The 23,006-nt window shown below is 42.5% G+C and carries 21 protein-coding genes and 2 riboswitches; of the genes, 9 read left to right on the forward strand and 12 right to left on the reverse strand.

Annotation, left to right across the window (positions count from 1 at the left end):
• Positions 1 to 4 precede the first annotated feature (4 nt).
• Entirely contained in the window at positions 5 to 1,366 is a 1,362-nt protein-coding gene (locus MIC7126_RS0120845; RefSeq protein WP_017655094.1) for a UDP-N-acetylmuramoyl-tripeptide--D-alanyl-D-alanine ligase, read from the reverse strand.
• A 202-nt stretch (positions 1,367 to 1,568) separates the two neighbouring features.
• Positions 1,569 to 2,312, reverse strand: a complete 744-nt coding sequence (locus tag MIC7126_RS0120850) for a choice-of-anchor K domain-containing protein (protein WP_017655096.1) — start codon at positions 2,310 to 2,312, stop codon at positions 1,569 to 1,571.
• Positions 2,313 to 2,854: 542 nt separating this feature from the next.
• On the opposite strand from MIC7126_RS0120850, the gene MIC7126_RS0120855 reads away from it, so the two are divergent.
• Positions 2,855 to 3,220 carry a DUF1622 domain-containing protein gene (locus MIC7126_RS0120855; protein ID WP_017655097.1) on the forward strand — a complete coding sequence of 122 codons (366 nt, stop codon included), beginning with the start codon at positions 2,855 to 2,857 and terminating at the stop codon, positions 3,218 to 3,220.
• Positions 3,207 to 3,521, forward strand: a complete 315-nt coding sequence (locus MIC7126_RS0120860) for a DUF1622 domain-containing protein (RefSeq protein ID WP_017655098.1) — start codon at positions 3,207 to 3,209, stop codon at positions 3,519 to 3,521. Before MIC7126_RS0120855 ends, MIC7126_RS0120860 begins: the two co-directional genes overlap by 14 nt.
• Before the next feature lie 147 nt (positions 3,522 to 3,668).
• Here the strand turns inward: MIC7126_RS0120860 and chlP are convergent, their stop codons facing one another.
• Positions 3,669 to 4,925, reverse strand: coding sequence for a geranylgeranyl reductase (chlP, locus tag MIC7126_RS0120865; RefSeq protein WP_017655099.1), 1,257 nt, complete (start codon positions 4,923 to 4,925; stop codon positions 3,669 to 3,671).
• Positions 4,926 to 5,131: 206 nt separating this feature from the next.
• Here chlP and MIC7126_RS0120870 point away from each other — a divergent pair, with 206 nt between their 5' ends.
• From MIC7126_RS0120870 to yidD, 3 genes are all read left to right on the forward strand, one after another.
• Positions 5,132 to 5,869, forward strand: a complete 738-nt coding sequence (locus MIC7126_RS0120870; protein ID WP_017655100.1) for a hypothetical protein — start codon at positions 5,132 to 5,134, stop codon at positions 5,867 to 5,869.
• A gap of 12 nt (positions 5,870 to 5,881) precedes the next feature.
• Complete coding sequence (locus MIC7126_RS0120875; RefSeq protein ID WP_017655101.1) at positions 5,882 to 6,424, forward strand: hypothetical protein; 543 nt, start codon at positions 5,882 to 5,884, stop codon at positions 6,422 to 6,424.
• Positions 6,425 to 6,495: 71 nt separating this feature from the next.
• Positions 6,496 to 6,936: a membrane protein insertion efficiency factor YidD gene (gene yidD, locus MIC7126_RS0120880; protein WP_017655102.1), complete on the forward strand. Its 441-nt coding sequence runs from the start codon at positions 6,496 to 6,498 to the stop codon at positions 6,934 to 6,936.
• A gap of 70 nt (positions 6,937 to 7,006) precedes the next feature.
• On the opposite strand, the gene MIC7126_RS0120885 is transcribed toward yidD, so the two are convergent.
• Together MIC7126_RS0120885 and MIC7126_RS0120890 are read right to left on the reverse strand one after the other, a co-directional pair.
• Positions 7,007 to 7,867, reverse strand: coding sequence for an RpnC/YadD family protein (locus tag MIC7126_RS0120885; protein ID WP_017655103.1), 861 nt, complete (start codon positions 7,865 to 7,867; stop codon positions 7,007 to 7,009).
• A 133-nt stretch (positions 7,868 to 8,000) separates the two neighbouring features.
• Positions 8,001 to 11,111 carry a hypothetical protein gene (locus MIC7126_RS0120890; RefSeq protein ID WP_026100428.1) on the reverse strand — a complete coding sequence of 1,037 codons (3,111 nt, stop codon included), beginning with the start codon at positions 11,109 to 11,111 and terminating at the stop codon, positions 8,001 to 8,003.
• Positions 11,112 to 11,551: 440 nt separating this feature from the next.
• Between MIC7126_RS0120890 and MIC7126_RS0120895 the strand changes: the two genes are divergently transcribed.
• Both MIC7126_RS0120895 and MIC7126_RS0120900 read left to right on the forward strand, forming a co-directional pair.
• Positions 11,552 to 11,755 (forward strand): high light inducible protein, encoded by a 204-nt coding sequence (locus MIC7126_RS0120895; RefSeq protein WP_017655105.1) that lies wholly within the window; start codon positions 11,552 to 11,554, stop codon positions 11,753 to 11,755.
• Between the two features lie 48 nt (positions 11,756 to 11,803).
• Positions 11,804 to 12,016 (forward strand): high light inducible protein, encoded by a 213-nt coding sequence (locus MIC7126_RS0120900; protein WP_017655106.1) that lies wholly within the window; start codon positions 11,804 to 11,806, stop codon positions 12,014 to 12,016.
• Between the two features lie 327 nt (positions 12,017 to 12,343).
• Here MIC7126_RS0120900 and MIC7126_RS0120905 read toward each other — a convergent pair whose 3' ends face one another.
• The 5 genes from MIC7126_RS0120905 to ntrB all read right to left on the reverse strand — a co-directional run bounded on the left by MIC7126_RS0120905 (position 12,344) and on the right by ntrB (position 18,091).
• Complete coding sequence (locus MIC7126_RS0120905) at positions 12,344 to 13,681, reverse strand: ArsB/NhaD family transporter (protein ID WP_017655107.1); 1,338 nt, start codon at positions 13,679 to 13,681, stop codon at positions 12,344 to 12,346.
• Positions 13,682 to 13,820: 139 nt separating this feature from the next.
• Entirely contained in the window at positions 13,821 to 14,450 is a 630-nt protein-coding gene (locus MIC7126_RS0120910) for a universal stress protein (RefSeq protein ID WP_017655108.1), read from the reverse strand.
• A gap of 185 nt (positions 14,451 to 14,635) precedes the next feature.
• A riboswitch (cyclic di-AMP (ydaO/yuaA leader) is annotated at positions 14,636 to 14,772 on the reverse strand.
• An 18-nt stretch (positions 14,773 to 14,790) separates the two neighbouring features.
• Positions 14,791 to 15,627: an ABC transporter ATP-binding protein gene (locus MIC7126_RS0120915; RefSeq protein WP_017655109.1), complete on the reverse strand. Its 837-nt coding sequence runs from the start codon at positions 15,625 to 15,627 to the stop codon at positions 14,791 to 14,793.
• A 67-nt stretch (positions 15,628 to 15,694) separates the two neighbouring features.
• Entirely contained in the window at positions 15,695 to 17,137 is a 1,443-nt protein-coding gene (locus MIC7126_RS0120920; protein WP_017655110.1) for an ABC transporter substrate-binding protein, read from the reverse strand.
• A 102-nt stretch (positions 17,138 to 17,239) separates the two neighbouring features.
• Positions 17,240 to 18,091, reverse strand: coding sequence for a nitrate ABC transporter permease (gene ntrB, locus MIC7126_RS0120925; RefSeq protein WP_017655111.1), 852 nt, complete (start codon positions 18,089 to 18,091; stop codon positions 17,240 to 17,242).
• 99 nt (positions 18,092 to 18,190) lie between these two features.
• Positions 18,191 to 18,379: riboswitch (cyclic di-AMP (ydaO/yuaA leader) on the reverse strand.
• Between the two features lie 431 nt (positions 18,380 to 18,810).
• Between ntrB and MIC7126_RS0120930 the strand changes: the two genes are divergently transcribed.
• Positions 18,811 to 20,010, forward strand: coding sequence for a sensor histidine kinase (locus MIC7126_RS0120930; RefSeq protein WP_017655112.1), 1,200 nt, complete (start codon positions 18,811 to 18,813; stop codon positions 20,008 to 20,010).
• A gap of 109 nt (positions 20,011 to 20,119) precedes the next feature.
• Positions 20,120 to 20,770, forward strand: a complete 651-nt coding sequence (locus tag MIC7126_RS0120935; protein WP_017655113.1) for a response regulator — start codon at positions 20,120 to 20,122, stop codon at positions 20,768 to 20,770.
• 206 nt (positions 20,771 to 20,976) lie between these two features.
• On the opposite strand, the gene hisD is transcribed toward MIC7126_RS0120935, so the two are convergent.
• Together hisD and MIC7126_RS0120945 are read right to left on the reverse strand one after the other, a co-directional pair.
• Positions 20,977 to 22,266: a histidinol dehydrogenase gene (gene hisD, locus MIC7126_RS0120940; RefSeq protein ID WP_017655114.1), complete on the reverse strand. Its 1,290-nt coding sequence runs from the start codon at positions 22,264 to 22,266 to the stop codon at positions 20,977 to 20,979.
• Between the two features lie 29 nt (positions 22,267 to 22,295).
• Positions 22,296 to 22,976, reverse strand: coding sequence for a hypothetical protein (locus MIC7126_RS0120945; protein WP_017655115.1), 681 nt, complete (start codon positions 22,974 to 22,976; stop codon positions 22,296 to 22,298).
• Positions 22,977 to 23,006: the final 30 nt, after the last annotated feature.

The following is a 23,006-nucleotide window of genomic DNA, read 5'->3' on the forward strand; positions in this document are numbered from 1 at the left end:
ATCCCTATTTGAGTTGAGAAAATTCTGCTCGGAACTGATTGACGACACGATCCAATCCTACAGAATGAGCAGCTTTGAAGAGTAGACGATCGCCTGTTTGCACAAATGTCTTTAATCTAGCGAGTAGTTCTGCGTGGGTGGTAAAGCATTCTGAGGGGATACCTGCTGCACTTTGGGCGATCGCTGCAGCGTCAGATCCATCAACTAAAACTAATAAGTTGTCTAATTGCAGCTGGCTAACTGTTTCACCGACTCGCTGGTGTAGTTGTGGCGATCGCTCTCCTAATTCTTTCATTGCTCCCAAGACAGCGATTTTCCGCTTTCCTGGGGTGTCTGCTAATAATTGCAGCGCTGCCAACATCGCTTCTGGTGCAGCATTATAAGTTTCATCTAAGAGTATCACATCATCAGCTAAAACAAATCGCTGCGATCGCCCTGTGGGCATGTTAACTGTTACACCAGCTTGTAAGTGCGACCAATCTATTCCCAGTACCTTTGCTACTGCTAAAGCTGCGAGGAAATTCACTGCATTATGACGACCCAGAAGAGGTAGGGGGAAGCGAACGCCGGCGACTTCTATTGTATTTGCATCAATTATTAACCCGGAGATATCGCCACCAGATAAACCATAGGTGACAACTTCCCCTGACCAAACCTGCGCCGCTGTTGCTATCAGCAATGGATGATCGTAGTTGAGAATGGCGATGCTATCTTTGGGCATTTCAGCTAATAACTCGCATTTTGCTTGGGCGATCGCGGCTTCTGAACCCAGCAACTCAATATGCGCTGTGCCCACATTGGTAATCACGCCAATTGTGGGTCTAGCGATGTGGGTGAGTTCGGCAATTTGTCCTCTACCCCGCATTGCCATTTCAATCACGGCGTAGTCATCTTCTATACCCAGTTCCAAAAGGGTTTTGGGAACGCCGATTTCGTTATTGTAATTTCCGTAAGTCTTGTGGACTTTTCCTTGGGTTGCTAAAACTGCGGCGATGAGTTCTTTGGTAGTGGTTTTACCTACAGAACCTGTAACGCCGATTACTGGTATTGAAAAGCGATCGCGCCACCATCTACCGATTTGTTGATAAGCTGCTAGGGTGTTTTCAACTTGTATGACTGGTAATCCCGGATTTTCGTAGTCATAATCAACGATAGCGGCTAAAGCGCCCTGAGCGATCGCTGTGGGTACGAAATCATGTCCATCAAAATTTTCTCCCCGCAAAGCCACAAACACTTCACCCGGTTTGAGGATACGGGTATCTGTCTGTAAACCACTGCTCAATTTTGCCAGAGTGTCTGCAGATAAATTTACAGACTGGGCGCAGAGTGCTTCAACTAGTTGGTTTAGGGTAGCAGAACAAGCCATAAATGTAGATGACTGAGATAGGACTTAAGCAGGTGTCATATTTTTTCAGCCAAAGCGGTCAAGAGTCAAGTGTAAATCGATTTTGGATTGAATCATCTTCTCATCCAAAATCCCAAATTTAAAATCAAAAATTTTGTTGTCCAAAAAACCTTGTTCCTGGACAACCTTTATCAATAATTATGCAATTTAAATCTTTAACAGCTTATTTAGCTTTCACTTGAGAAAATTTCTTGCGGTAAATCAGGTATGTTCCCACCAGTAGCGAACCCAAAATACTTGGTGCTTCTGGGACATCTTTCGGTGGAGAAGATTGAGTATCTGAAGGGTTGATTCTGGCGTAAAAACCCGCTGTAATTTGATCTCCCTCTAAAGCGGTAATTTCCGTATTCTGATTATTGGGGCTAAAACCTCCTATCTCCAATGTATAGTTGTTTCCCCCTAAAGAAAAACTAGGATTAGCCGATTTAAAGAATTGCACAGAATCTGCGTTTTTGGGATCTCTCAGACCTACGCTGAGGTCGTTTAGTGTGTTTTTAAAGCTAAAAGATATGGGAAGAACTTGACTAGACTGAGCTTGATCACCAAAAGACATAGCTAAATTAAACGTCACCGCATCTACGCCAGTATCCGCATAAACGGTGCCATTCTGGTACGTAAAACTACCTATTTGGAACCAAGAACCAACATCTGCCAAAAATGAACTACCGGTGTAGACGAGTTGATTAGCCGGCGTTCCCGGTACAGGTTCTCCCCAGGTGAACGAGTTAGTATTCACACCTGTATGTACTAGCTGAACATTGCTATCTACTACAGTTGGGTTTACCCATGTACCACTTGATTTCCCCGAAATAGTACCAGCTAGAGCCTGACCAAGAAAACCAAATGTTGTCATGGCCAGAATCGAACAACTAGATAGAGTTGTAGCAAAAACCAAACTCAGTTTCATACTTAGGCTTTAACTCCTGTTGAGGAGTTTTTTAAAGTAGCAGCACTAAATACATTAGAAAATATACAGATAGTGTGCCAAGTAATTACTGTAATATTTATGAAAACTTTAATAGCAAGGGGTTTTTCTTGTTGAATTCTTTATATAATTAATCTTTCCGGGTAAGTAATTACTGAAAAATTAGGTATTTACTCTCAAAAGTATATTTTAAAGATGCTATCTATTAGATAAAAGGTTTTGCGGATGAAGGACAATGAGCAATAAGTAAAAGGGAACAGGGAACAGGGAACAGTAAACCGCCCACAATTCCACTCTGCTTTAAACCTTTACTTTTTTTGGTAAAAACAATTAAATTGGCAATTAAGCAACTGGTATAGACATTGGGGTCAATAGTTCAATTTTTTTTGATTTTGGACGATTTTTACCAAAAAATATGACGCTGGCGTTAGTCTTACAAATAATTCGGTGAGATTGCTGGAATAACTAATCCGGTTAACAATTATCAAAAACAGGCGAAAAAGTAGGGAGATGTAATCAAAAAGATGGAAGCATTCGTCACTGATTTGACGACTGTATTAGCAACAGCAGTTGATATCTTCACTGGTATAGTTATTGCTTTAGCTGTTGTGGAAGCTATATTGCGAATTTTAGTGGTTTTTTTCACTCGCCGGAAACCCCTGAATGAGGCTAAAGAAGAAATTAGGTTGACACTGGGGATGTGGCTGGCTTTAGCACTAGAATTCGCTTTAGCGGCTGATATTTTACGCAGCACTATTGCACCATCTTGGGATGCAATTGGTAAGCTAGCAGCCATCATCGGGTTGAGAACTATTTTAAATTACTTCCTCGCGAAAGAAATCCAGCAAGCAAAACAGAAAAAGAGCTACATTGACCATGAATCTCTTTAATTTTTCTGTATGGGCGGCAATTATTCAGTTGTTGGGTGCTATGGTAATTGGCAGTTATGCGATCGCTGCAACCATTTCGCTACTACCCAACCGCAATGTTGACCGAGCAAGGCTGTTAATTGCTCAAGGAGTCATCACTAGCTTAAGTTTAATGGTCGCAGCCACTTTGTTAAAGACAATTTATCTGCGAACTTGGAAACAAATTTTAATTTTTAGTGTGATTCTCGCCTTGCGTATATTTCTCAAAAAATTATTTGTTTGGGAGAGAGGGCAAATTTTGGCGCTAAAATCTCGCACTTGAGCTATCAGGCGCTGTGGTTGATCTAAAACTCTGGAGCTTTGTGCTTTTGCATTCCTAAATTACAGAGGAGCCGAAGGACAAAGTATCTCAAATTTCTGCCCTCCATCTCCTCTGCTGACACTTAAAAGTGCGATCGCCAAAATTACGTTAAGGTGCTAAAGCGTTACCACGAATTAAACTACCTATGGTTTTGGCTGTAATTTTTAGTTGGGTGATGGGGTTAGCGGGGACAACTGTTTTATACAAATAGCTATCGAATGTGAGCTTTTGCACATCCAAGTCACCGCACATTTCCACAAACGCTTCGCGGGTAGCATCGGAACGATAGAATACAGTTTGCAGGATGTCCAATACTTTGTAGGTAAGTCCGTATTTTTTATCCCAGCGCTTCAAGTAGACTTTGAGGTCATTCTCTGTAGGAATACGGCTACCACTATTAGAAGCTTCCACAATAGTTTCCGCACACATCCGCCCAGATTTGGCGGCGAAGTAGATACCTTCTCCAGAAGATTTGGTTACATAACCTGCAGCATCTCCCACTAAAGCGATGCGTCCGACAACCCGACGGGGACGGGGATGTTCGGGGATGGGGTGGGCTTCGACTTTAATAATTTTACCGCCTGCGAGTTTTTCAATAGCGCGGGCGCGGATACCAGCTTGCAATTGCTTGATGCTGGCTTTATGTACCTGCATTGTCCCAGTACCGACAGCTACGTGGTCATATTTGGGGAATACCCAAGCATAGAAGTCAGTAGAAACATCGTCGCCGACATACATTTCCGCGAGGTCGTTATAGTATGCCATTTTGTCTTCGGGTAGACGAATTCGCTCTTGAAAGGCGATCGCATAATTATAATCCCCAGCGTCCATTTCTTTAGCAATGCGGGAATTTGCTCCATCCGCCCCGATAACCAAATCCACCTTCAGGGTTTTAGCTATCCCTTGCGCTCCACCTTCTGTGTGGTCAACATAATGGATGGTGTAGGGGTCAGTATTATTACCGGGTATATCGAGTTTATGAACGGTAGCATTAATTAAAATTGCACCTAATTTAGCCGCCCGTTCCCGCAGAAACCCATCTAGGACTTCACGGCGACACATACCGATATATTCATCTTCATTGATCAGATTGATATCCACCTCTCGATTCGAGGGGGAAATCATTTTCATCTTTCGCACCCGGCGATCGATAATTTCTGGTGGTAGATCAAATTCACTCACCATACATAAGGGAATCGCCCCGCCACAAGGCTTGGCGTTGTCTAGCTTCCGCTCTATCAGGTAAGTTTCAATTCCAGCTTTTGCCAGTGTCTCAGCGGCAGATGAACCAGCTGGGCCTGAACCAACAACAGCAACCCGTAGTGTCAAAGGTTTTCTCCCAATCTTCACATTTACCGAGAGCATCGTACCACGGAGTTTTGACTGTTTTCGCGCTCTACCACTCGGTTTGGAGATAAACGCAATATTCCTTAATTTTTCGATACGAAGTACTCACTGCTGGAGGAAGTTAAACCGAATAAATGTGCGTATTGTCATCATGCTCCGATTAGATGTTTAATAAGCTACCATTTATAATTAAGTAATTTGATGCTCAGTCGAGAAGTTGAGTTATGGCTATGCGAGACGCAGACAATGATCGTCGTAAAAATCGCCCTGTCAATAATCCTCACCCGCCTGCAAAAGAACCACTTTCTTATCATGAGCTTAAACAGTTGTTGATGAATGCTCGCGCTGATCGTGATAAATATCAAAAAGAATATCAGGAAGCTGTATCCCAACGTAATGAATGGGAACAACGCGCCAAGGAAAATCAAGAATCTGCTGCTCAACTTGTTCTTGTTCAACAAAAGATTCAAACTTATCAAGTAGAAGTTGATGAGCTAAAAGAACGTGTAGAACAAAATTATCAACTATTTCTTGATGGACAACAAAGTTATCAACATACTCTCTCGCTCTACCATGAAGAAAAAGCGAGAGCGACTGAATTACTTACTCAATATGAAGCAGCAAACTCTGAGCGTGACAGGTATTTAACTTTATATAATGAAACGAAAGCCGAACTCAAATATGAGCGGCGTTCAAAGGCGAGTATTAAGGGATGGGAAACTCGCCGTAAAGCCGAGAACGCCAGACTAAAGCAGGAAATCAGTCAGATGGTTGTGTTATTGCGTGAGTCTCTTGCAAGTAAAGATGAAGCTGTAAATAACCTCTACTTGGTAGCGGAGCGTATGGATCGGATTCAATCTTTGGTTGATTCGGCGACAGAAGAAACTACAAATAGTCCTGTAGGTTTGGTACAGAAGTTTAGACGTATATGGCTGGCAATTAAAGATATCCTTGCTGAATAGAAAAGCGTCATTATGAATAAAGAATCCATACCAAACCAACGAACTCAACGAAAACCAAAGTTGGGCGATCAAATTCGCAATATTGCTGATCGGCTTAAGCAAGAAACTGATGTGCAAATAAAAGCCACTTCTCGAATTTTAGGAGCCGCTGCTCAGATTTCGGAAAATTATGACAAACTTCTTGATGAAGTGGTTGATATGGTTGAGGAAGACCTTAACCAACAACTCCAGATAAGTCAAAAACATTATTACACCGTCGATATTCTCAAGCAGAAGTTTAAAACATTACGCGAGGCAAAGAATCACTTTCAACTGAAAGCCAATAGTTGGGAATCTCTTGTTACTAAATTAAATGATCCTGCTTTCCAAAAGCTGAAGACTAACAATGATTTTTGGTCAGAATCAGATTTGGGAAATAACCGTAAGAAAAAAGTTAAACAGAATATTCAAGGGGTGACTGTTCTTTTAGATCCCGATGTTGCAGAAATTTTTAAAGATTCTGCGTCAGTAAACGCTGCTCTACGTTCTTTAATCACAAATAAAAATAATTTTTAGCCAGAGCAAAATTGACCTTGTATAGATTCAGATGCCAGATTATGGCAAAGTGACACATAGTAGCACATAAAATGCAAATTACCTTAGTTGATTCTCTTTCTAGACAAGTCGGCGTGGCTGCAATTACTGGATATCAAAAACATATTTCCCCACACAAAGGCTTTGTGTGCGCTCATCGGGTTTTATACGGCGGTGACTCTTGCTCTGGGTATATTAAGCGCATGGTTGCTCAACATGGGTTTAAGGTTGCACTTGTCAAGTCCCGTGAAAGATTTCAAGCGTGCAAACAAGCTTATCAAACTTTGCGATCGCAATCTGAAAAAGAGGAAAAATCAGATTCTCCCTCACCTAAAAAAGACCCATTATTCGGTAGTGACGGTGCTTACTGTGTTGAGTGTGCAGATGTGGGCTGTAACTGTGTTGAAGTTGTCAGCCTCATCCCTGATTCTAGTTCTCTTGATTGTGGTGGGCTAGATTGTGGCGTCCTCGATTGTGGTAGTTGTGGAGGTTGAATCAAGAGCGATGGGTCTAGATGTCGTCAACTTGTCGAAGGATGGATAACTGATTTTTTCATGTTCTCTTTCATTGAAATTTTGACTGCAAATCATTCTGCAATGCTTCAATTGTGTTCGCTACAACAATGCTACGTAAAACAGCTTTCAACAACTCTAGATCGGAAATTTGTGTAATTTGTGGCATTAATTCTAAGCCGTCGCTACCAAATTTTACCTCTAAACTCATGGCAATATTAGACAATATTTCGTCTCGCCGTCCGCGTTCTTCTCCACGTCGTTCAATTTCCTGATACCAGGGTGACTCACGTAAAACGGCCATATCCCACCTCATGATTTCCTGAACTAATGTACTCTCTAGCACAAAGGTTGCAAAAAATGCTAGCACTGTTTCCAGTTGATTTAACTGTTCATCAGCACGCAAAATTCGCAGGGCTTCTCTAATTGTAGACTCGTTCTCGCCGCCTTGAAGAATCGGGACAAACGGTAGCAATGAAGGTAATGGTTGGTCAAAGACAAGATTGACATCTACTTCCCATAAATTAATTACACGATAATCTTGAGTGGCTTTTAATCCAGCAATATCTGATGCAAATCTATTAGGTATTTCTTCGTCACCTGTTTTGAGAATATTAATTAATACTGGATATGTCGGTAACTGATATTTTTCTTCGGCTAATGCTGTATACGCACGCATCCGTCGTGGCATTTTGGATGAAGGACGCAGTTGTAATTCGTTAAGGACTAAGAATTCACCGTACTGTTGGCTGGTAGCACGGATTAATACATCACTCTCTCTGCTAATCCACTGAAATTCCGCATTGAGAATTTCTCTAGCAACAATATCGGGTATATTTGTTACCCATTTTACCCAGTTATCGGGTGCAAGACTAATTAACTTTTTAGTACTGACATCAGCTGGTTTTACCATTGAAGGTCTGCTCGGCAATTTAATATACCAATAAGAAGTTTAACCGCTCTGGGGATAGTTTACCGACGCTTTCAATAAAAAAGCCTCCGAAAATTAGGAGGCTTAAAAGTTTTGCGGAGACTTTTGAATCAAGCTACACAATCACAGCAGTGGCTCCACCTAGGGCTGAGAAAATCGCGGAGACGATGGCTGTGGCGAACAGCCACCAGGCGGCTGTAGCTGCGGCTTTGCGGGTTTCTTCTGCTTGGCGCTGGGCTTGATGTTTGACTTCTTCCAAACGGCGCTGGGCTTCGTGTTGTAGGCGTTCGGCTCGTTCCAAGACGGTGTTGCGGGCGCGTTCAATTTGGTCGATAATCCTGTTAGCATCTGCCTCGGAGATATCTTCACGGGAACTCATGATGGCGACTAGGGTATCGCGGTTGAATGCAGATAAGCGATCGCGCAGAGCATCAAACCCGGCTTGCGGATCGGCGAACAACTGACGCACATCACGCTTAATGCCGTCGTAGTTGAGTTCTGGGCGGTCTAGGGAGTTAAGATAATAGCGGATACGGTCGAAAATGCTGTCAATAGCATCTTGGATTTGCCGTTGGATACCCCGCACTTGTTCGACGAATTGATCCCGTACTGAGACGATATTATCAGCAATCCGGGCGGCTTCTTCGTCAGAAATATCTTCCCGAATTTTCAGCAAAGCAACGATTGTGGAACGGTCGAAATGGGAAAGGCGATCGCTAAAATTTTCAATTCCCACCCGTGGATCATGTAACAATAGTTGCACATCCCGCTTGATAGCTTCGGGGTTGAGTTCTTCTTTCCCAGTCCACCGCAGATATTCTTCCAAATAAGCTTGGAAATTTCTCACTCTTTGCTGTGTCCGTGTAGCCAAGCGGCGAGGAGCGCGGATGATATTCCGAATCGAGTTTTGCATGGAGTCAATAATCTGATTCACTTGCTCCTCGCTCAAATCTTGCCGTTGACTCAGCAATTTTACGAGTGTATCTCGGTCTATTTGTGACAATCGACGACGGAGCGCTGTAGCTCCCTCTTGGGGGTTTTCAAACAGGCGATGGAAATCTCGTTGAATTCCTTCTGGGTTGAGTTCTGCTTTCCCAGTATTACGCAGGTAATCTGCAATTGTAGTGGTAACAGAATCGTATTGATCCTTGGCTTTTTCTATCGCTGCTTGCGGTGCGTGACGGACATTACGCCAAGATTCCTCAACAGTATCAACGGTTTGATTGATTTGATATTCGCTAAAACCTTCTCGCTGACTCAGTAATTTTACTAGAGTATCACGGTCAAAACGAGACAGTCTCGCTTGAATCGCCGCCGTGCCAGCTTGGGGATCTGCTAACAGTTGTTTGAGATCAGCGCGAATACCATCAGGATTGAGTTCTGCTTTACCAGTACTACGCAGATATGACTCAACATTTAACCACAAGGATTCTGCTTGGTATTTTGCTTGTTCTGCTAGTCCTTTCGATTCTACTAAAGCGCGATCGCGTTGGGCTTCTAAATCATCCAAAATTCTATCCAGTTCCTCTGGCTGAATATCATTGCGTTCCCAGAGAATCTTCCGTAGTTCCTGACGATCAAGTCGTGCGAGTCGCCGTGAGAGAGTTTCATAATCAGCATCTGAGTCTACTAACAAAGGTTGAAAACGCTGCTCAATTCCTGCTGGCGTCAAATCTGCTTTGTTGGTGACGAGGAGATAACTTTCCACTCGTCGCTGCAAATCTTCGGCTAATTCTCTTTCTTCCGTAGCGGTGACACTCACCAGTACTGCTTGGCGGACTGCTTCTAAGCGATCGCTCACTCGCCGAATTTGGTTTTGGGTCAGCAGCCCCCGCTGTTGTAGAATATTCACGAAATCTTGGCGAGAAAGTCGTTGTAATTCCCGGCGCACTGTTCCCGGATCAGCCGCAGGATCATAAATTACATTCCGAAATTCATCAGCCATCTGTTCCTGGCTTAATTGCCAAGCATAGGTATTAGAGAGGTAGTTTTCCACATCAGCGCGAATCGGGCTGTATGGTGCTGATGGTGTTGGTAGTCCTAGTTTATCAGCTTGTTCGGTGGCTTTGTCTTTGGCTGTTACCAGTGTTTGCCAGATTTTTTCCACATCAAAATCAGACAAATCTGTTCTACCTAAGACCACCCCAGTGAGTGCAGATATCGCTTGCTGGACTGTTTGTTGAATCGGGCCAGCCTTGGTGTCTGCTGTTTTCGCGGGGCGGATATCTGCAATCAGGCGATCAAGTTTATTGCTGAGTTCATCGGTCTTTGTTTGTCCGGGTTTGAGCGATTTGAGATACTCAGTTAATTCGCCCAACCGATCTGGTGTTGGTTGTTGCTGACTCACAACCTGCTGCCAAATACCGTATAAACTATCAGCTATGCGGTTAACTTCTTTTTTGGACAAGTCAGTGCGATCGCTCACTAACTCAATAAACTTTTGGCGATCAATATTGCGGAGGTCTGGACTATTGGCAATTTCTTTAAATTTTGGATCGCTGAGTAAATTTTCAAACTCGTTGCGAATCTTCGATATATCTAGCTCCGGGGGACGCAATTTATCTAAGTAATCTTCCACAGTTTCCGCGAGATTTGTAGTATCAATCGTCCCACTTAATTCTCGACGAACTGCAGATGCAGCAGCTTCAGCTGTTGCTACTACTTGGTTATTGACAGCTTTCGCTCCCAGTGCGGCGGTAGCAGTTCCCAAAATTGCTTGAAAACCCGAAGTGGCTGTATTAAATACTGAACCAATCAAGGAACCAACAGTCGTGGAACTCACCCACACCAATAATAAGAAATATGCACCCCAAATCACCAAGCCCAAAGTCGCTCCTAGACCGGGGTCTAAAATTACAAGACTCAATTTGACAGCCAAGAACGAAGCAATTAACAGCGCAAGTGTGACAGAAACTAATGTCCAAATCCCCAGCGCTGTACCAATTTTGCGAATCGTACCGCCAAAACTTCCCCCTTCCTCAACATTTGCATCCGAGTCGGATGGCCGCCCTAGGTAAGAAATACCAGCAGCAAGGGAGAGGTTTGTCAATACTAATTGGAAGGCAAAAGCCAAAATCACACCGGAAATCAGAGCCACGAAGAAACGCGGCCCAGAAAATGCCACAGAAGCTTGCGTCGGTGTAATTCCTGTTGTCTCTGCTGGTAATTGGGCTACCCATAATAGTAGCTGGTCAAGTCCCAGCATGTTTTTCATACTCTGAAACATGGTATTTCCTTCTCTCAGCTCAAATGTGAGGAAATTAAAGATTAAACAAGTAGCAGTTTTGTATTTATAGCAATACCTAACTCTTGCTGCTCTCAGAATCGTGGAATTTAGTTGTTCTCGGCATCTTTCTAAAGATTGATACACCCATACTGCGTTAGATAGAATTTTAGTCATCAAAGCGCAGAATTTTTTCAAAAAATCAGCAGAAATTGCCGCTGATACAAACAAAAAGCAATCAAACAACTATCTTTAATTTTGAATTTTGAATTTTGAATTTTTCATTACCTATCACCCTCTCAAGGTGGATTTGTCAACATCAACAGAATCTTGATTATCGTCCACAAGAAGTGCGTGTAGTTTGTACCTCCAGAGGGAAAGCATCTGACTAATGAATAGCTACATTAAAGTTAACAAACGCACTATTTATTGAGAACAAAAAAATGGAAACTAGATCCTCTACAGATTTACCACCAATTGCTACTGAATATAACGGTAGAGACCGCAACGCTTTTCTGTTTGGCTGGACTCCCCAAGCGGAAATTTGGAACGGTCGTCTAGCAGCTATTGGCTTTATTGCTTACCTATTTTGGGATTTAGCTGGCTATAGCGTTCTTCGTGACGTACTGCATTTAATTGGATACTAAAGATTCGACAAATTCAACGGCAAAATCTACTAAATTTTGGAGAAAAAAATGGAAACTCGTGAAACTCGTCCTTCCACCAATCCACCAGCATCTGCTAAAGCCTACAATGGAGTAGATCGCAATGATTTTCTTTTTGGTTGGACTCCACAAGCAGAACTTTGGAATGGTCGTTTAGCTGCAATTGGTTTTGTTGCTTATCTGCTTTGGGATTTAGCTGGATATAGCGTCTTGCGCGACGTGTTGCGCTTTGTGGGCTACTAATATCTAACTAAAAGTTATCAGTTATGAGTTTGAGGGTATAACAGTCTCTAATTACCAAGGTACATGCTTTTATTTTTACAAGATGTACCACTAACTCATAACTTTTAACTCCTATCGGCATAAGCCGCGCTCACAAGTAACGAGAAAAATTCCTTTCCCTAATCCCTAGTCTCTAGCTCCTCTTTTTAAAGAGCAAAATTCCTTTCCCTAATCCCTAGTCTCTAGCTCCTCTTTTTAAAGCAGATCTCTTGATAATGTTTGCACAAAGCAAGACCAGCAAAGTTGTTTTCCGAAAGTTAAAAAGCCCCACAATAACGAATCTGCAAGCTAAAGTAAGAAGCGAATTAAGACATACAATGCCAAAGCGACTAGCTGCAGTAACATAACCGGAATACCGTAGTGTAAAAATTTCTTAAACGAGATACGGCGTCCATGTTGCTCGGAAATCCCGGCGGCGACAATATTAGAAGACGCTCCTACTAGTGTGCCATTGCCACCCAAGGTTGCACCAAACATCATTGCATAAAACAATGGTAGTACTTCTGGGGGATATTGCCCTTGGAAGTCTGCGGAGAGAATTTCTGTTGGTGCTAACCCTATATTAACAATATATTGTTTCAATAAAGGTACCATTGCCACTACTAGGGGAATATTAGGAACGACACTAGATAATAAACCTACAAAAAATAACAAAACTAGCGAACCTAAGATAATATTTTTTCCTAAAATTACAGATAATACTCCTGACAAACCGCTAATAACTCCGGTTTTTTCCAGTCCACCAATGAGCACAAATATGCTCATAAAAAATATTAATGTACTCCAATCTAAATCACGCAATATATTATTAACTGTATCAATTCTGCTCTGATGAGATAGTAGCAAAGCCAGGGCTGCGCCCAGCAAGGCAGCGGCTGCTGGTGAAATCGGGACTGGTAAAGATTCGCCAATTACAAAAAATATTAAGACAAAAGCTACAATCACTCCGCCCAGACCTAAAGCTCGCGGATGATTAATTTCTGGGTGCGGTAGTTGATCGAGATTCTCTAATCTTGTGTGCCAAATTTTGCGAAATAAAAATGGTAAAGTGAAGACTACCATGGCAACAGCGATCGCTCCTCCTAAACTCAATCGCCATAAATAATCTGTGAAACTAATATTAATTGCATCACCAACAATGAATGTGGCTGGATCGCCAACTATTGTTAACAGTCCAGCGCTATTCGCCACGAACACCATTAAGATTAACAATGGCACAAAATTCACTCCCACATCCTGCGCCATTGGCGGAATTAAAGGTGCTAATAACATCACTGTTGTGGCATTTGGTAAAACTGCACAAATGGGGGTGGTAATAGCTACGATACCCAGTAATAATCGCTTACCTTGACCTCGAGCTAATAGCACCATTTGCATAGCTAAATAATCAAAAATTTTGGTGGGTTCAAACGCTCGCACTAATACCATGACACCAAAAAATAAGCCCAATGTGCCATGACTTCTGCCGATGTATCCCATCGCTTCTTGTAAAGTCATGATGTTGGTAAATACTATTAGTAATGCTCCTAAAAAAGCTGCAATAGTCAGATGCACCCATTCTGTCATTATTAAAATAATGACTGCTGCAAACACGATTACACTAAATATGGGTTGCCAGTTTTCCACTTTCTACCTCTCGAAGTTTTATTGCTTGCATGGTAGCGAAAAAAGCCACCTAAGTATAGGTGACTTTTAAAGATAAATGCAAAACATTATGTCGCCAAACATTGCCACTTTTACTAAATTAGCTTATTGATTGCGACGATTATTCATCTATACAATTGGGAATACCTAATACGGCACTGGGAAAATTAGTACCTAGTGTTTTGACAAGAGGATGATTGACTGATCTACAGCCGACAAATAAGATGTCAGCAGCTTCTAATTCTACGACTTTTCTCAATTCTGCACCCACATCACCAAATCGCAGATGAGACTTAAAGGCTCCTTGCCATTCTTCAGCTAAACTCCGAGCTTGCCAAATAATTTTGTCTGCTTCTTGGAGGGGAGCTAACAATTTATCTTGTAATTGTGGAGTAATTGCATTCAGTTTTGGCTGAGTTAATACAGATGTAACGGCTTTTGATAAATTACTTGCTGGACACTCTAGAGTGGGTAGATGTTTTGCTGAATGAAATATATCTGGATACTGATGTTTGTAATCTTCTTCTACTACATAAACAGCCTGGACTGTAACTTGGGCGTTGGTGGCTAAACGGGTTTGATGAGCAATCCAAAAAGCTATATCCAGGGCGGCGTGACTATTGGGCGAGGCGTCATAGGCGACGATGAGGTTAACTGATTCGGCTGATAGAGCTTTGTTTGGCTCTGGGATTAATAGCATTTGCTCAGTTAAATCGTTACGGCCTAGGGTGCTTTGTAAACGAACTAGCATTGGCTTGATTTTCACAGCTTTAACTTCTCCTTAAATTAAATGAATTACTCATGAGAAGTAGGGAAAATGAAGGAGAAAGAATGAAGTTTGCAGTAGAAAATATTAATTTTTATTACTGACTTGTTCATAGTTTTTCCTTCTTTTCAGGAATCCCCAATCGCAGCTGATATTACAGCCAAGGCTTTGGAGGTTCCTTCCATTGCTTACGGAGTTAGCTGACGGGCTAAGACTGGAAGGTGTCTCTCATATAGATTAGCCCCAAACATTGGTTCCTCCGCTCCAAATCCAATTTTGATGAATTTGAATTAGGCTACCTACTAAAAAACAATCATAGTCTAATTTACTCGTCTTGAGTGAAATATCGATCAAGAAAATTAAGTGCGTGGTTACGGAGTTCAAAATATTCTTTAGAGTTTCGCATTGTAGAGCGATCGCGTGGATGAGAAAAGGGAACTTGTAATATTTCGCCAATTGTCGCCGCTGGCCCGTTAGTCATTAATACGATGCGATCGGACATATAAATTGCTTCATCAACATCATGGGTAATCATCATCACTGCTTGTCGATTATGTTCCCAAATATCTAAAACTTGTCGCTGCAATTTACTTCTAGTTAAAGCATCTAAAGCCCCAAAAGGTTCATCCATCAGTAACACTTTTGGGCGAATTGCTAAAGCTCTGGCAATCCCTACCCGTTGTTTCATCCCTCCCGAAATTTCATCAGGGTATTTGTCTGCTGCCGCCGTCAAGTTTACCATTGCCAAGTGTTCGTTTACAATGCTAATTTTTTCGGCACGATTAGCATTTTTTAACACTTCATCCACAGCTAACCGGACATTTTCTCGAACTGTTAACCAAGGTAGCAGAGAATAATTCTGAAATACCATCATTCTGTCTGCTCCCGGCTTACGAATTTCTTGTCCATCCAATCGTACAGACCCAGAAGTGGCTTTTTCAAAACCACCAATAATTTTTAATAAAGTGGATTTGCCACAACCAGAATGTCCAATTACAGAAATATATTCATCTTCACCAATCGTAAGATTAACGCCATCAAGAACTACAAAATTTTCTTTATCTGGTGTCGGATAAGACTTGACTAAATTTTCAATTTCTAAAAATCCAGTGCGGGGCATAACTTTGTTATCGGTGTAGATTGGTAATGAGGTATATTCCATCATGAAATTCTCCTGTTATTTATGATTGGGCATTTGTTACTTATTCTTGATCTTCCTCATTTCCTACCTAAGACATAAAAAAGCGTGAGGGGGCGTTGGCTCTGATGGGGAAACTATTTAAATAGCCGACTGGATCGCTGGGGTCAAAAGGTTTGCGATCAATGAAAACTTCTGGAGGTTCGACTTTATAATCTTCTTGGGGACACTGGATGCCCATTTCTGCGGCAATATCTCGATATAAGTCTGTTCTCCAGCCTCGTTCGGCGATTTGGTTGGCATTTTGGGGAATTTCTTTGATTTGTCCCCAACGAGCCGCCTGGGTCATTAACCACAGACTTCTAGATCTCCATAAGAAGGTCGAGTGTTCTCCTGGCGCTTGGGGGATATTTTTGGGGATATCATAGAAAATTGTGGTATCTGCGGCTTGAATGGTGCGGTCTTTGTCGTCAAACCCGCCGTAGTTGTAGTTACCTAAGATTCCCGGCCCTGTAAACTTGGTGACGGGGGCGCCGGGCTTTTTGGGTTTGGCTCCTGTGAAGGAGCGTTCTGTGAGCAGTTCGGCTACTTCTTGATGGTTTTCTGGTCGGCCGCAATATTGACAGGCTTCGATCATCGCTTTGACCAGGGAACGATAGGTTTTGGGATAGTTGTTGATGAACGATTCCATTACACCTAGCAGTCTGTCTGGGTGTCCTAACCAAACTTCTTTACCTTGGGCGAAGGTGAAACCGATACCTTCGTTACCTTTGATGGCTCTGGTATTCCAAGGTTCTGCTACCATGTAGGCTTGCATTGCACCTATGCGGACGTTAGTTACCATTTGGGGCGGTGGGACGATGATGACGCGAAATTCTTTGAACGGATCGACGCCTGCGGCTGCGGATAGGTAGCGGACAAAGTATTCGTAAATTGCTGAACTAAGAACTACCGCCCAAACTTTTTTTTCTGGTGGTTGTTTGTCGAAGTAGCCACGAAAATCGCGCCCGAAGGCTTCTAAGGCGCCATCACCATAGTTTTGTTGATATTCGTACCACGGACGCAGCCCGAAATCCCACATGGCTTTGTTCATCGTCATGGCGTTTCCGTGGCGATGAATGGTCATGGCGGCACACAAGGGGGCGTGACGTGCACCTTCAGCACCGATTCTGGCGTTGGTGACGGCGCCGGAGACGACGGGTGAGGCGTCTAGGCGACCGAAAATTACGCCGTCGCGGGAGGTAGCCCAACTCGCTTCGCGGTTGAGTTTGACGTTTAAGCCATATTTGCGGAAGAAACCTTTTTTCCAGGCGATCGCAAATGGAGCACAATCGTTAACGGGAACGTATCCCACGGTGAGATCGGGTTTTTCTAAGTCTTGCGATCGCACTAGTGGTTTTACTGCTAATGCTTCTTCAGTTAGTCCTTTAGCAGAGCGATCGCCTGAGATTGCACAGGAAGACAGCGTTATTCCCGCTGCTGTTGCACCTATTCCCTGTATAAATTCTCGTCGATGCCAGTGATTATCACCCATTGCTTTTGCACTTCGTAATTTGTAATTTTTTTGATGCTTTTCTATCACCAAAGAGGGATGAATTTATCCTATTTAGCAGTGCTAAGCCCTAACACTTTTAAATTACTTGGCTACTGTAGGGCGGCGAGTGACTAATTCTTGTAGTTTGCCTACGGCGTAATCCAATATTAATCCAGTGATGCCAATTACTAAGACAGCGAGGAAAACAGAACTCAGGTTTAAACGACTCCATTCATCCCAAACAAAAAAGCCGATACCTATTCCCCCTGTGAGCATTTCCACAGCAACAATTACTAGCCATGCAATCCCTAAACTAATCCGCAAACCTGTAAAAATATAAGGCAAACTTGCAGGCCAAATAATTTTGGTAATTTGTCGCCATCTCGGCATTTCTAGCACTCTGGCGACATCTAAATAATCTTTAGAAACGCTAGAAACTCCTAGGGCTGTGTTAATAATCGTTGGCCATAAAGAGGTGATGAAAATTACGAAAATGGCTGAAGGATCTGCTAAGTTGAAGATGGCAAGGGAAATCGGTAGCCATGCTAAAGGTGATACGGGTTTAAAAATTTGAATGACGGGATTGAATGCTAGCATGGCTGGCTTGGACATGCCGATTAAAAACCCTAGGGGAATTGCGACTATTGCTCCTATGCCAAAGCCTAATAATACCCGCCTCAAGCTAGCCAATAATAACCAACCTATGCCTAAGTTACCGGGGCCTCTTTGATAGAAAGGATTTAAGATGTAGTCCAAATTCGCAACTAGGGCTTCTGGTGGCGTTGGCATTAATTCATGATTGCTTAAGGCGACTATCCACCATAATAAAATTATTCCTAAGAAGCCCAATAATGGCAAGAAGAAAATATCTTTAAGAACTATAGGTTTGACTTTTTTCCACGCAGCTTGTCCAGCAACTGCAGCGATCGCTGCAATATTCAATTGAAACACCATTTACCACCTCAACAGATTTATTTGCAGGTACAATAACGTTCAGAGCAGTACCAGCCTCGGACACTGATGAGATGAAAACACTAAAAAAATGCTATCTCTTCAGTCTCCTCTCAATGCCTACGAAGTTAGCTGACGGGCTAGGGCTGAGAGATGCCCTTCTATGTTAAAGATGAAGTGTGCAGTATGTCTGCTTGAGTTGTTCACCTTTAGTTTTAGATACGCCCCACAATTTGGTTCCTCCGCTCCAGTCCACCTGCTTTGATGTGCTGGATTAGGCTGACTTACTCTATGTGAATGTCTATTATCAACAGACACACTATAACATCCTTGCTCAGTAACGCCATCTTTCTTTACACAAATGTTCTAGATTTCAATATTACAATCTATTGTCTTTTTGGTTCTTTGATTATTGACGAATTTGTGGATATTAATTATTGTTTTTCTCCAAAATATTGGTATAGACAGGTCTAGGAGGTAGCTTAGTCAACCATCTGCCGAATTAATCTTTTCTCTGAATGTTTGACAAAATTGATATCTATGATACATTTGTCATCACATTTCTCAACAGATAATTAAGTAAACAAAATATTCCCCAGGGAATATCTAGCTAGTCAAATATCTAACTGCTGGTAGTTGCAATATTTAACAGATTTGGAAAATCTAACACCTACCTTGCTAAAATTACATACACTTGTTTACTCCCGCTGAATTAAAGATTAATGGATTTTAGTCAATTTTTAGCCGCCAAGACGCAGATTATCCTCAATAAATGGATATTAGCAGTCCACCGAGATGGACAGATTGAAAGCGCTGATGACTTATCTTATACGGCGATTAAAAATCATCTTCCTGATGTATTACAAGCGATGGTAACTGTGCTTTCCATCCATCAGGGGAATGATATCAAGTTGATAGTAACTGCAAGTTGGCAACATGGGGTTTTGCGAGCGGAACAAGGGTTTGATCCAGCAGAAATCGCGCGGGAGTATCATCTGCTGCGCTCAGTCATCTTTGAAACGATCGAAGCAGATTTATTACAGGGAACGCCTGCAGATATTATTCGCGCTATGCGTTTGATTGATACTGTAATTGATGAGGCGATCGCCCGTTGTTTCAATAGTTATTTTGAAGAACGTTTGCGAGAATTACAACAATTATACACTTCATTAACGCTGCATAATCAAGAACTGAATCGCCTAGTTACCGCTAACCAAGATTATCTTTCTCATTTGGCTCATGAATTAAAAAGTCCCTTGGCTTCGATTATCAGCTACTCGAATTTGTTTTTACGCGAACAAAGAAATGAGACGAGGGGAGAGCAAAACTACGGAAATTTAGAACATATTGAGCGGGTGTTACGCAATGGGAGACAGTTACTTCGTTTAATTAACGATATTTTGCAAATTTCACGGTATGACGCCGGCAAAATTAAACCAGAACCAGCACTGATTAATGTCAGTGGCGTCATCAACAATGTCTGTGAAATGTTAGAACCTCTGGCGAAAGAGAAAAATTTACAGATGATTGTGGATTGGAAAAATGCGCCAACGGAAGTGTTCACAGACCCTGTACAATTACAACAAATTATCACAAATATTATCAGTAATGCAATTCGTTACACAGAGTCTGGGACAATTATAATTATGTGTCAAGTGTTGAAGAACGAGCGATGGGCGATCGCAGTTTCTGATACTGGCATTGGCATTGCACCAGCAGACCAAACCCAAATATTTGAACCGTATTTCCGCGCAGGCGGTGGTGATAAATCCTACGTCCCCGGTAGCACTGGGTTAGGATTAGCGATAGTTTCCCGGTTGGTAAAATTACTCCAAGGTGAAATTAAACTAGTCTCCGAGGTGGGCGTCGGTTCAACCTTCACAGTGATTTTACCACTGCAGCTGCAAATGTCACCGAGTTGAGAGGGTGGTCTTGGGGAGCCGCTGCATTCAGCCGCCAAACTTGTAGACACCTGCAAGCTTCCCGTCCCATGATAATATTGACCATCATGGGAGCGTTTGAGAAAAAATAATGGCTCAAGGCATTAATAGTAAACTAAAAGTATTAATTGTTGAAGATGACCCCATGATGCAACTGGGGTTAGAACAGTCATTAATGGCTCAACCCCATTTAGAAATTGTTGGACAAGCAGAAGATGGCTATTTGGGTGTACAAGCAGCATTGCAACTCAAACCAGATTTAGTAGTCATGGATATCGGTTTACCAAGACTTGACGGAATTGCAGCGACACAGCAAATCAAAGCCGCACTACCAGAAACCCATGTCGTCATGCTCACATCTCACCAAACACAAACAGAAATCATCGCCGCCCTATCCAGCGGTGCTGATGCCTATTGTATCAAAGGTGCGAGCGTAGAAAGATTATTAAATGCGATCGCTGCTGCAGTCGATGGCGCAACTTACCTAGATCCCCAAATTGCGCGCCGAGTAATTGACAATCTCCGTCCTCCCACCACCACAGGAAACACCGCAAACCTGTCCACACGCGAGTTAGAAGTACTCAAACTCATGGTAGACGGATTGAGTAATCCAGAAATCGCCGAAAAACTCTATCTCAGCCCCAACACCGTCAAAACTCACGTCAGGGGTATCATGAATAAACTCGCAGTTGACGACCGTGTTCAAGCAGCCGTCGTCGCGCTGCGTTCTGGGTTAGTGTAAATCAGTAGGCTGTTGTATGAATATTTTCGTGGGGTAGAAACGAGTGTGAAAAGCTCGCGCAAAGGCGCAAAGGCGCAAAGAAGAAGAAAGGTAATTTTGGCATTTCATATTCTGATTCAGCAACTTGAAAATAATATTTCTGCAATCTTCTTTGCGTCTTTGCGTCTTTGCGTGATAAAAAGTTGCTCAATATTCATGCAAGAGGCTTATTTTTTCTCATTCAACCGCACAGCTACACTCCCAGCATGGGCGGGTAAGCCTTCTGCTTGAGCAAGGGTGACGGCTGCGTTGCCAATTGTCTGCAATGCTGGTTGATTGCATTCCAAATAGGTGATACGCTTGAGGAAGTCGTAAACACTCAAGCCAGAAGCAAAGCGAGCAGAACGGGCGGTAGGTAAGACATGGTTGGGGCCGCCTAAGTAATCGCCGATGGCTTCTGGAGTATAGCGTCCTAGGAAGACGCTACCAGCGGATTTGATTTGATTAGCGAGTATTTGTGGTTCGTCTACGCACAATTCCACGTGTTCTGGTGCGAGTTGATTTAGTAGTGGTATACTTGCAGTTAAATCGTTAACAATAATTACTGCTGCGTGTTGTTCCCAACTAGCTTTGGCTACAGCTTGAGTGGGTAAGTCTGCGAGAATTTGCTCGACTGCAACTATCACTTTTTCAGCAAATGTCTCTGAATCGGTAATTAAAATTGATTGGGCGCTAGGGTCGTGTTCGGCTTGGGAGAGTAAATCCCACGCTATCCAATCTGGGTTGTTTTTGTCATCAGCTACCACCAAAATTTCTGAAGGGCCAGCGATACTGTCAATCCCTACAGTCCCGAATACTTGGCGTTTGGCTTCCGCAACGTAGGCGTTACCAGGCCCGACTATTTTATCTACAGGGGCGATACTTGCAGTACCATAAGCTAAGGCTGCTATTGCTTGCGCTCCTCCAATACCGTAGATTTCTGTCACTCCAGCAATTTTAGCAGCAGCTAACACTGCCGGATTAATCTCACCCCGTGGTGTAGGGACTGTCATAACTATCCTTTCCACACCGGCAATTTTCGCAGGTAACGCATTCATCAGCACGGAACTGGGGTAGCTAGCGCGTCCACCGGGTACGTAAATTCCCACTTGTGACAGAGGTATCCAATTTAATCCTAATTTTATCCCGACTGCATCTGTGTAGCCGATATTTTGCGGTAGTTGTTTTTCATGGAAAGCCGATATACGTTCTGCAGCTAATTCCAGTGCAGCTTTCACATCTGCGGTGCATTTAGCTGCTTGTTCAGAAATGAAAGTATCACTCAGACGCAACGATTGTAAATCAAAATGATCAAAGCGGCTGGTATATTCTTTAATTGCTGCGTCACCACGGGCTTTGACATCAGCCAAAATTGCGCCCACTGTCCCACTCACATCAATTGTAGCTTCCCGGCGATCGCTCACCAGCGCTTTGAATTTTGCGGTAAAGTCTTTGTCGGTTGTTTGAAGTAGTTGCATGGACAGTTTTTTGGCTGATGTAAGGTGATTTACCTACTTTGTGGCAGAGTTGGAGTAGGTTGATAAACAGAGTGCGATCGCAGTTGACCAATCACTGTTATTGTACCAAGAGTTAAGGCAGCAGTTACGAGAGCGATCGCTACCGATTTATTCTGCCAAAAACTGAGCTTTCCTTGTTTATATGCTGTGTTGGTTATATTTACTTCCCGTCTAGCTTCCTCCAAAATTGATTGGAGAGCATTTATCTGCTCATCTTCTAGTTGGGAAAATTTATCTTGTCTAAAAGCATTTTCTAAAATTTTTACCTTTTCTTCTGAAGATACTTGAGTAAGTTCTCTCTTCACAATTTCATAGGGATTGCTTTGTTTTACTGGTTGTGGTGATGGTGTTGGAATAATTGGTGGTTTAACTGGATTATCTTGTTGAATCTCTTTTTTTGTAAAGCTATATGAAGTATTTTGACGTGTAGGTGTTTGCGATTGCGTTTGAGGTTTTGCAGGTTGAGTTGGTATGCGTTGGTTATTACCTATTTGATTTGATTTCAATGACCATTTATAGTCAGTGTCTTGAACTACTTGCTGCTTTAGCGAAGAATATAAGTAATGATTTACTTCGCGTCTTTCAACTCCCAGCATATCAGCAATTTTTGCTGCTCTCAAAGGAGTACCGCGCTTCAATATTTCTAAGATTTTAGATTCTAGTTTATCCATGTCAGTTGCCAACTTTAACTAACTAAACTA

The organism is Fortiea contorta PCC 7126, assembly GCF_000332295.1.
GTDB classification, from domain to species: Bacteria; Cyanobacteriota; Cyanobacteriia; order Cyanobacteriales; family Nostocaceae; genus Fortiea; species Fortiea contorta.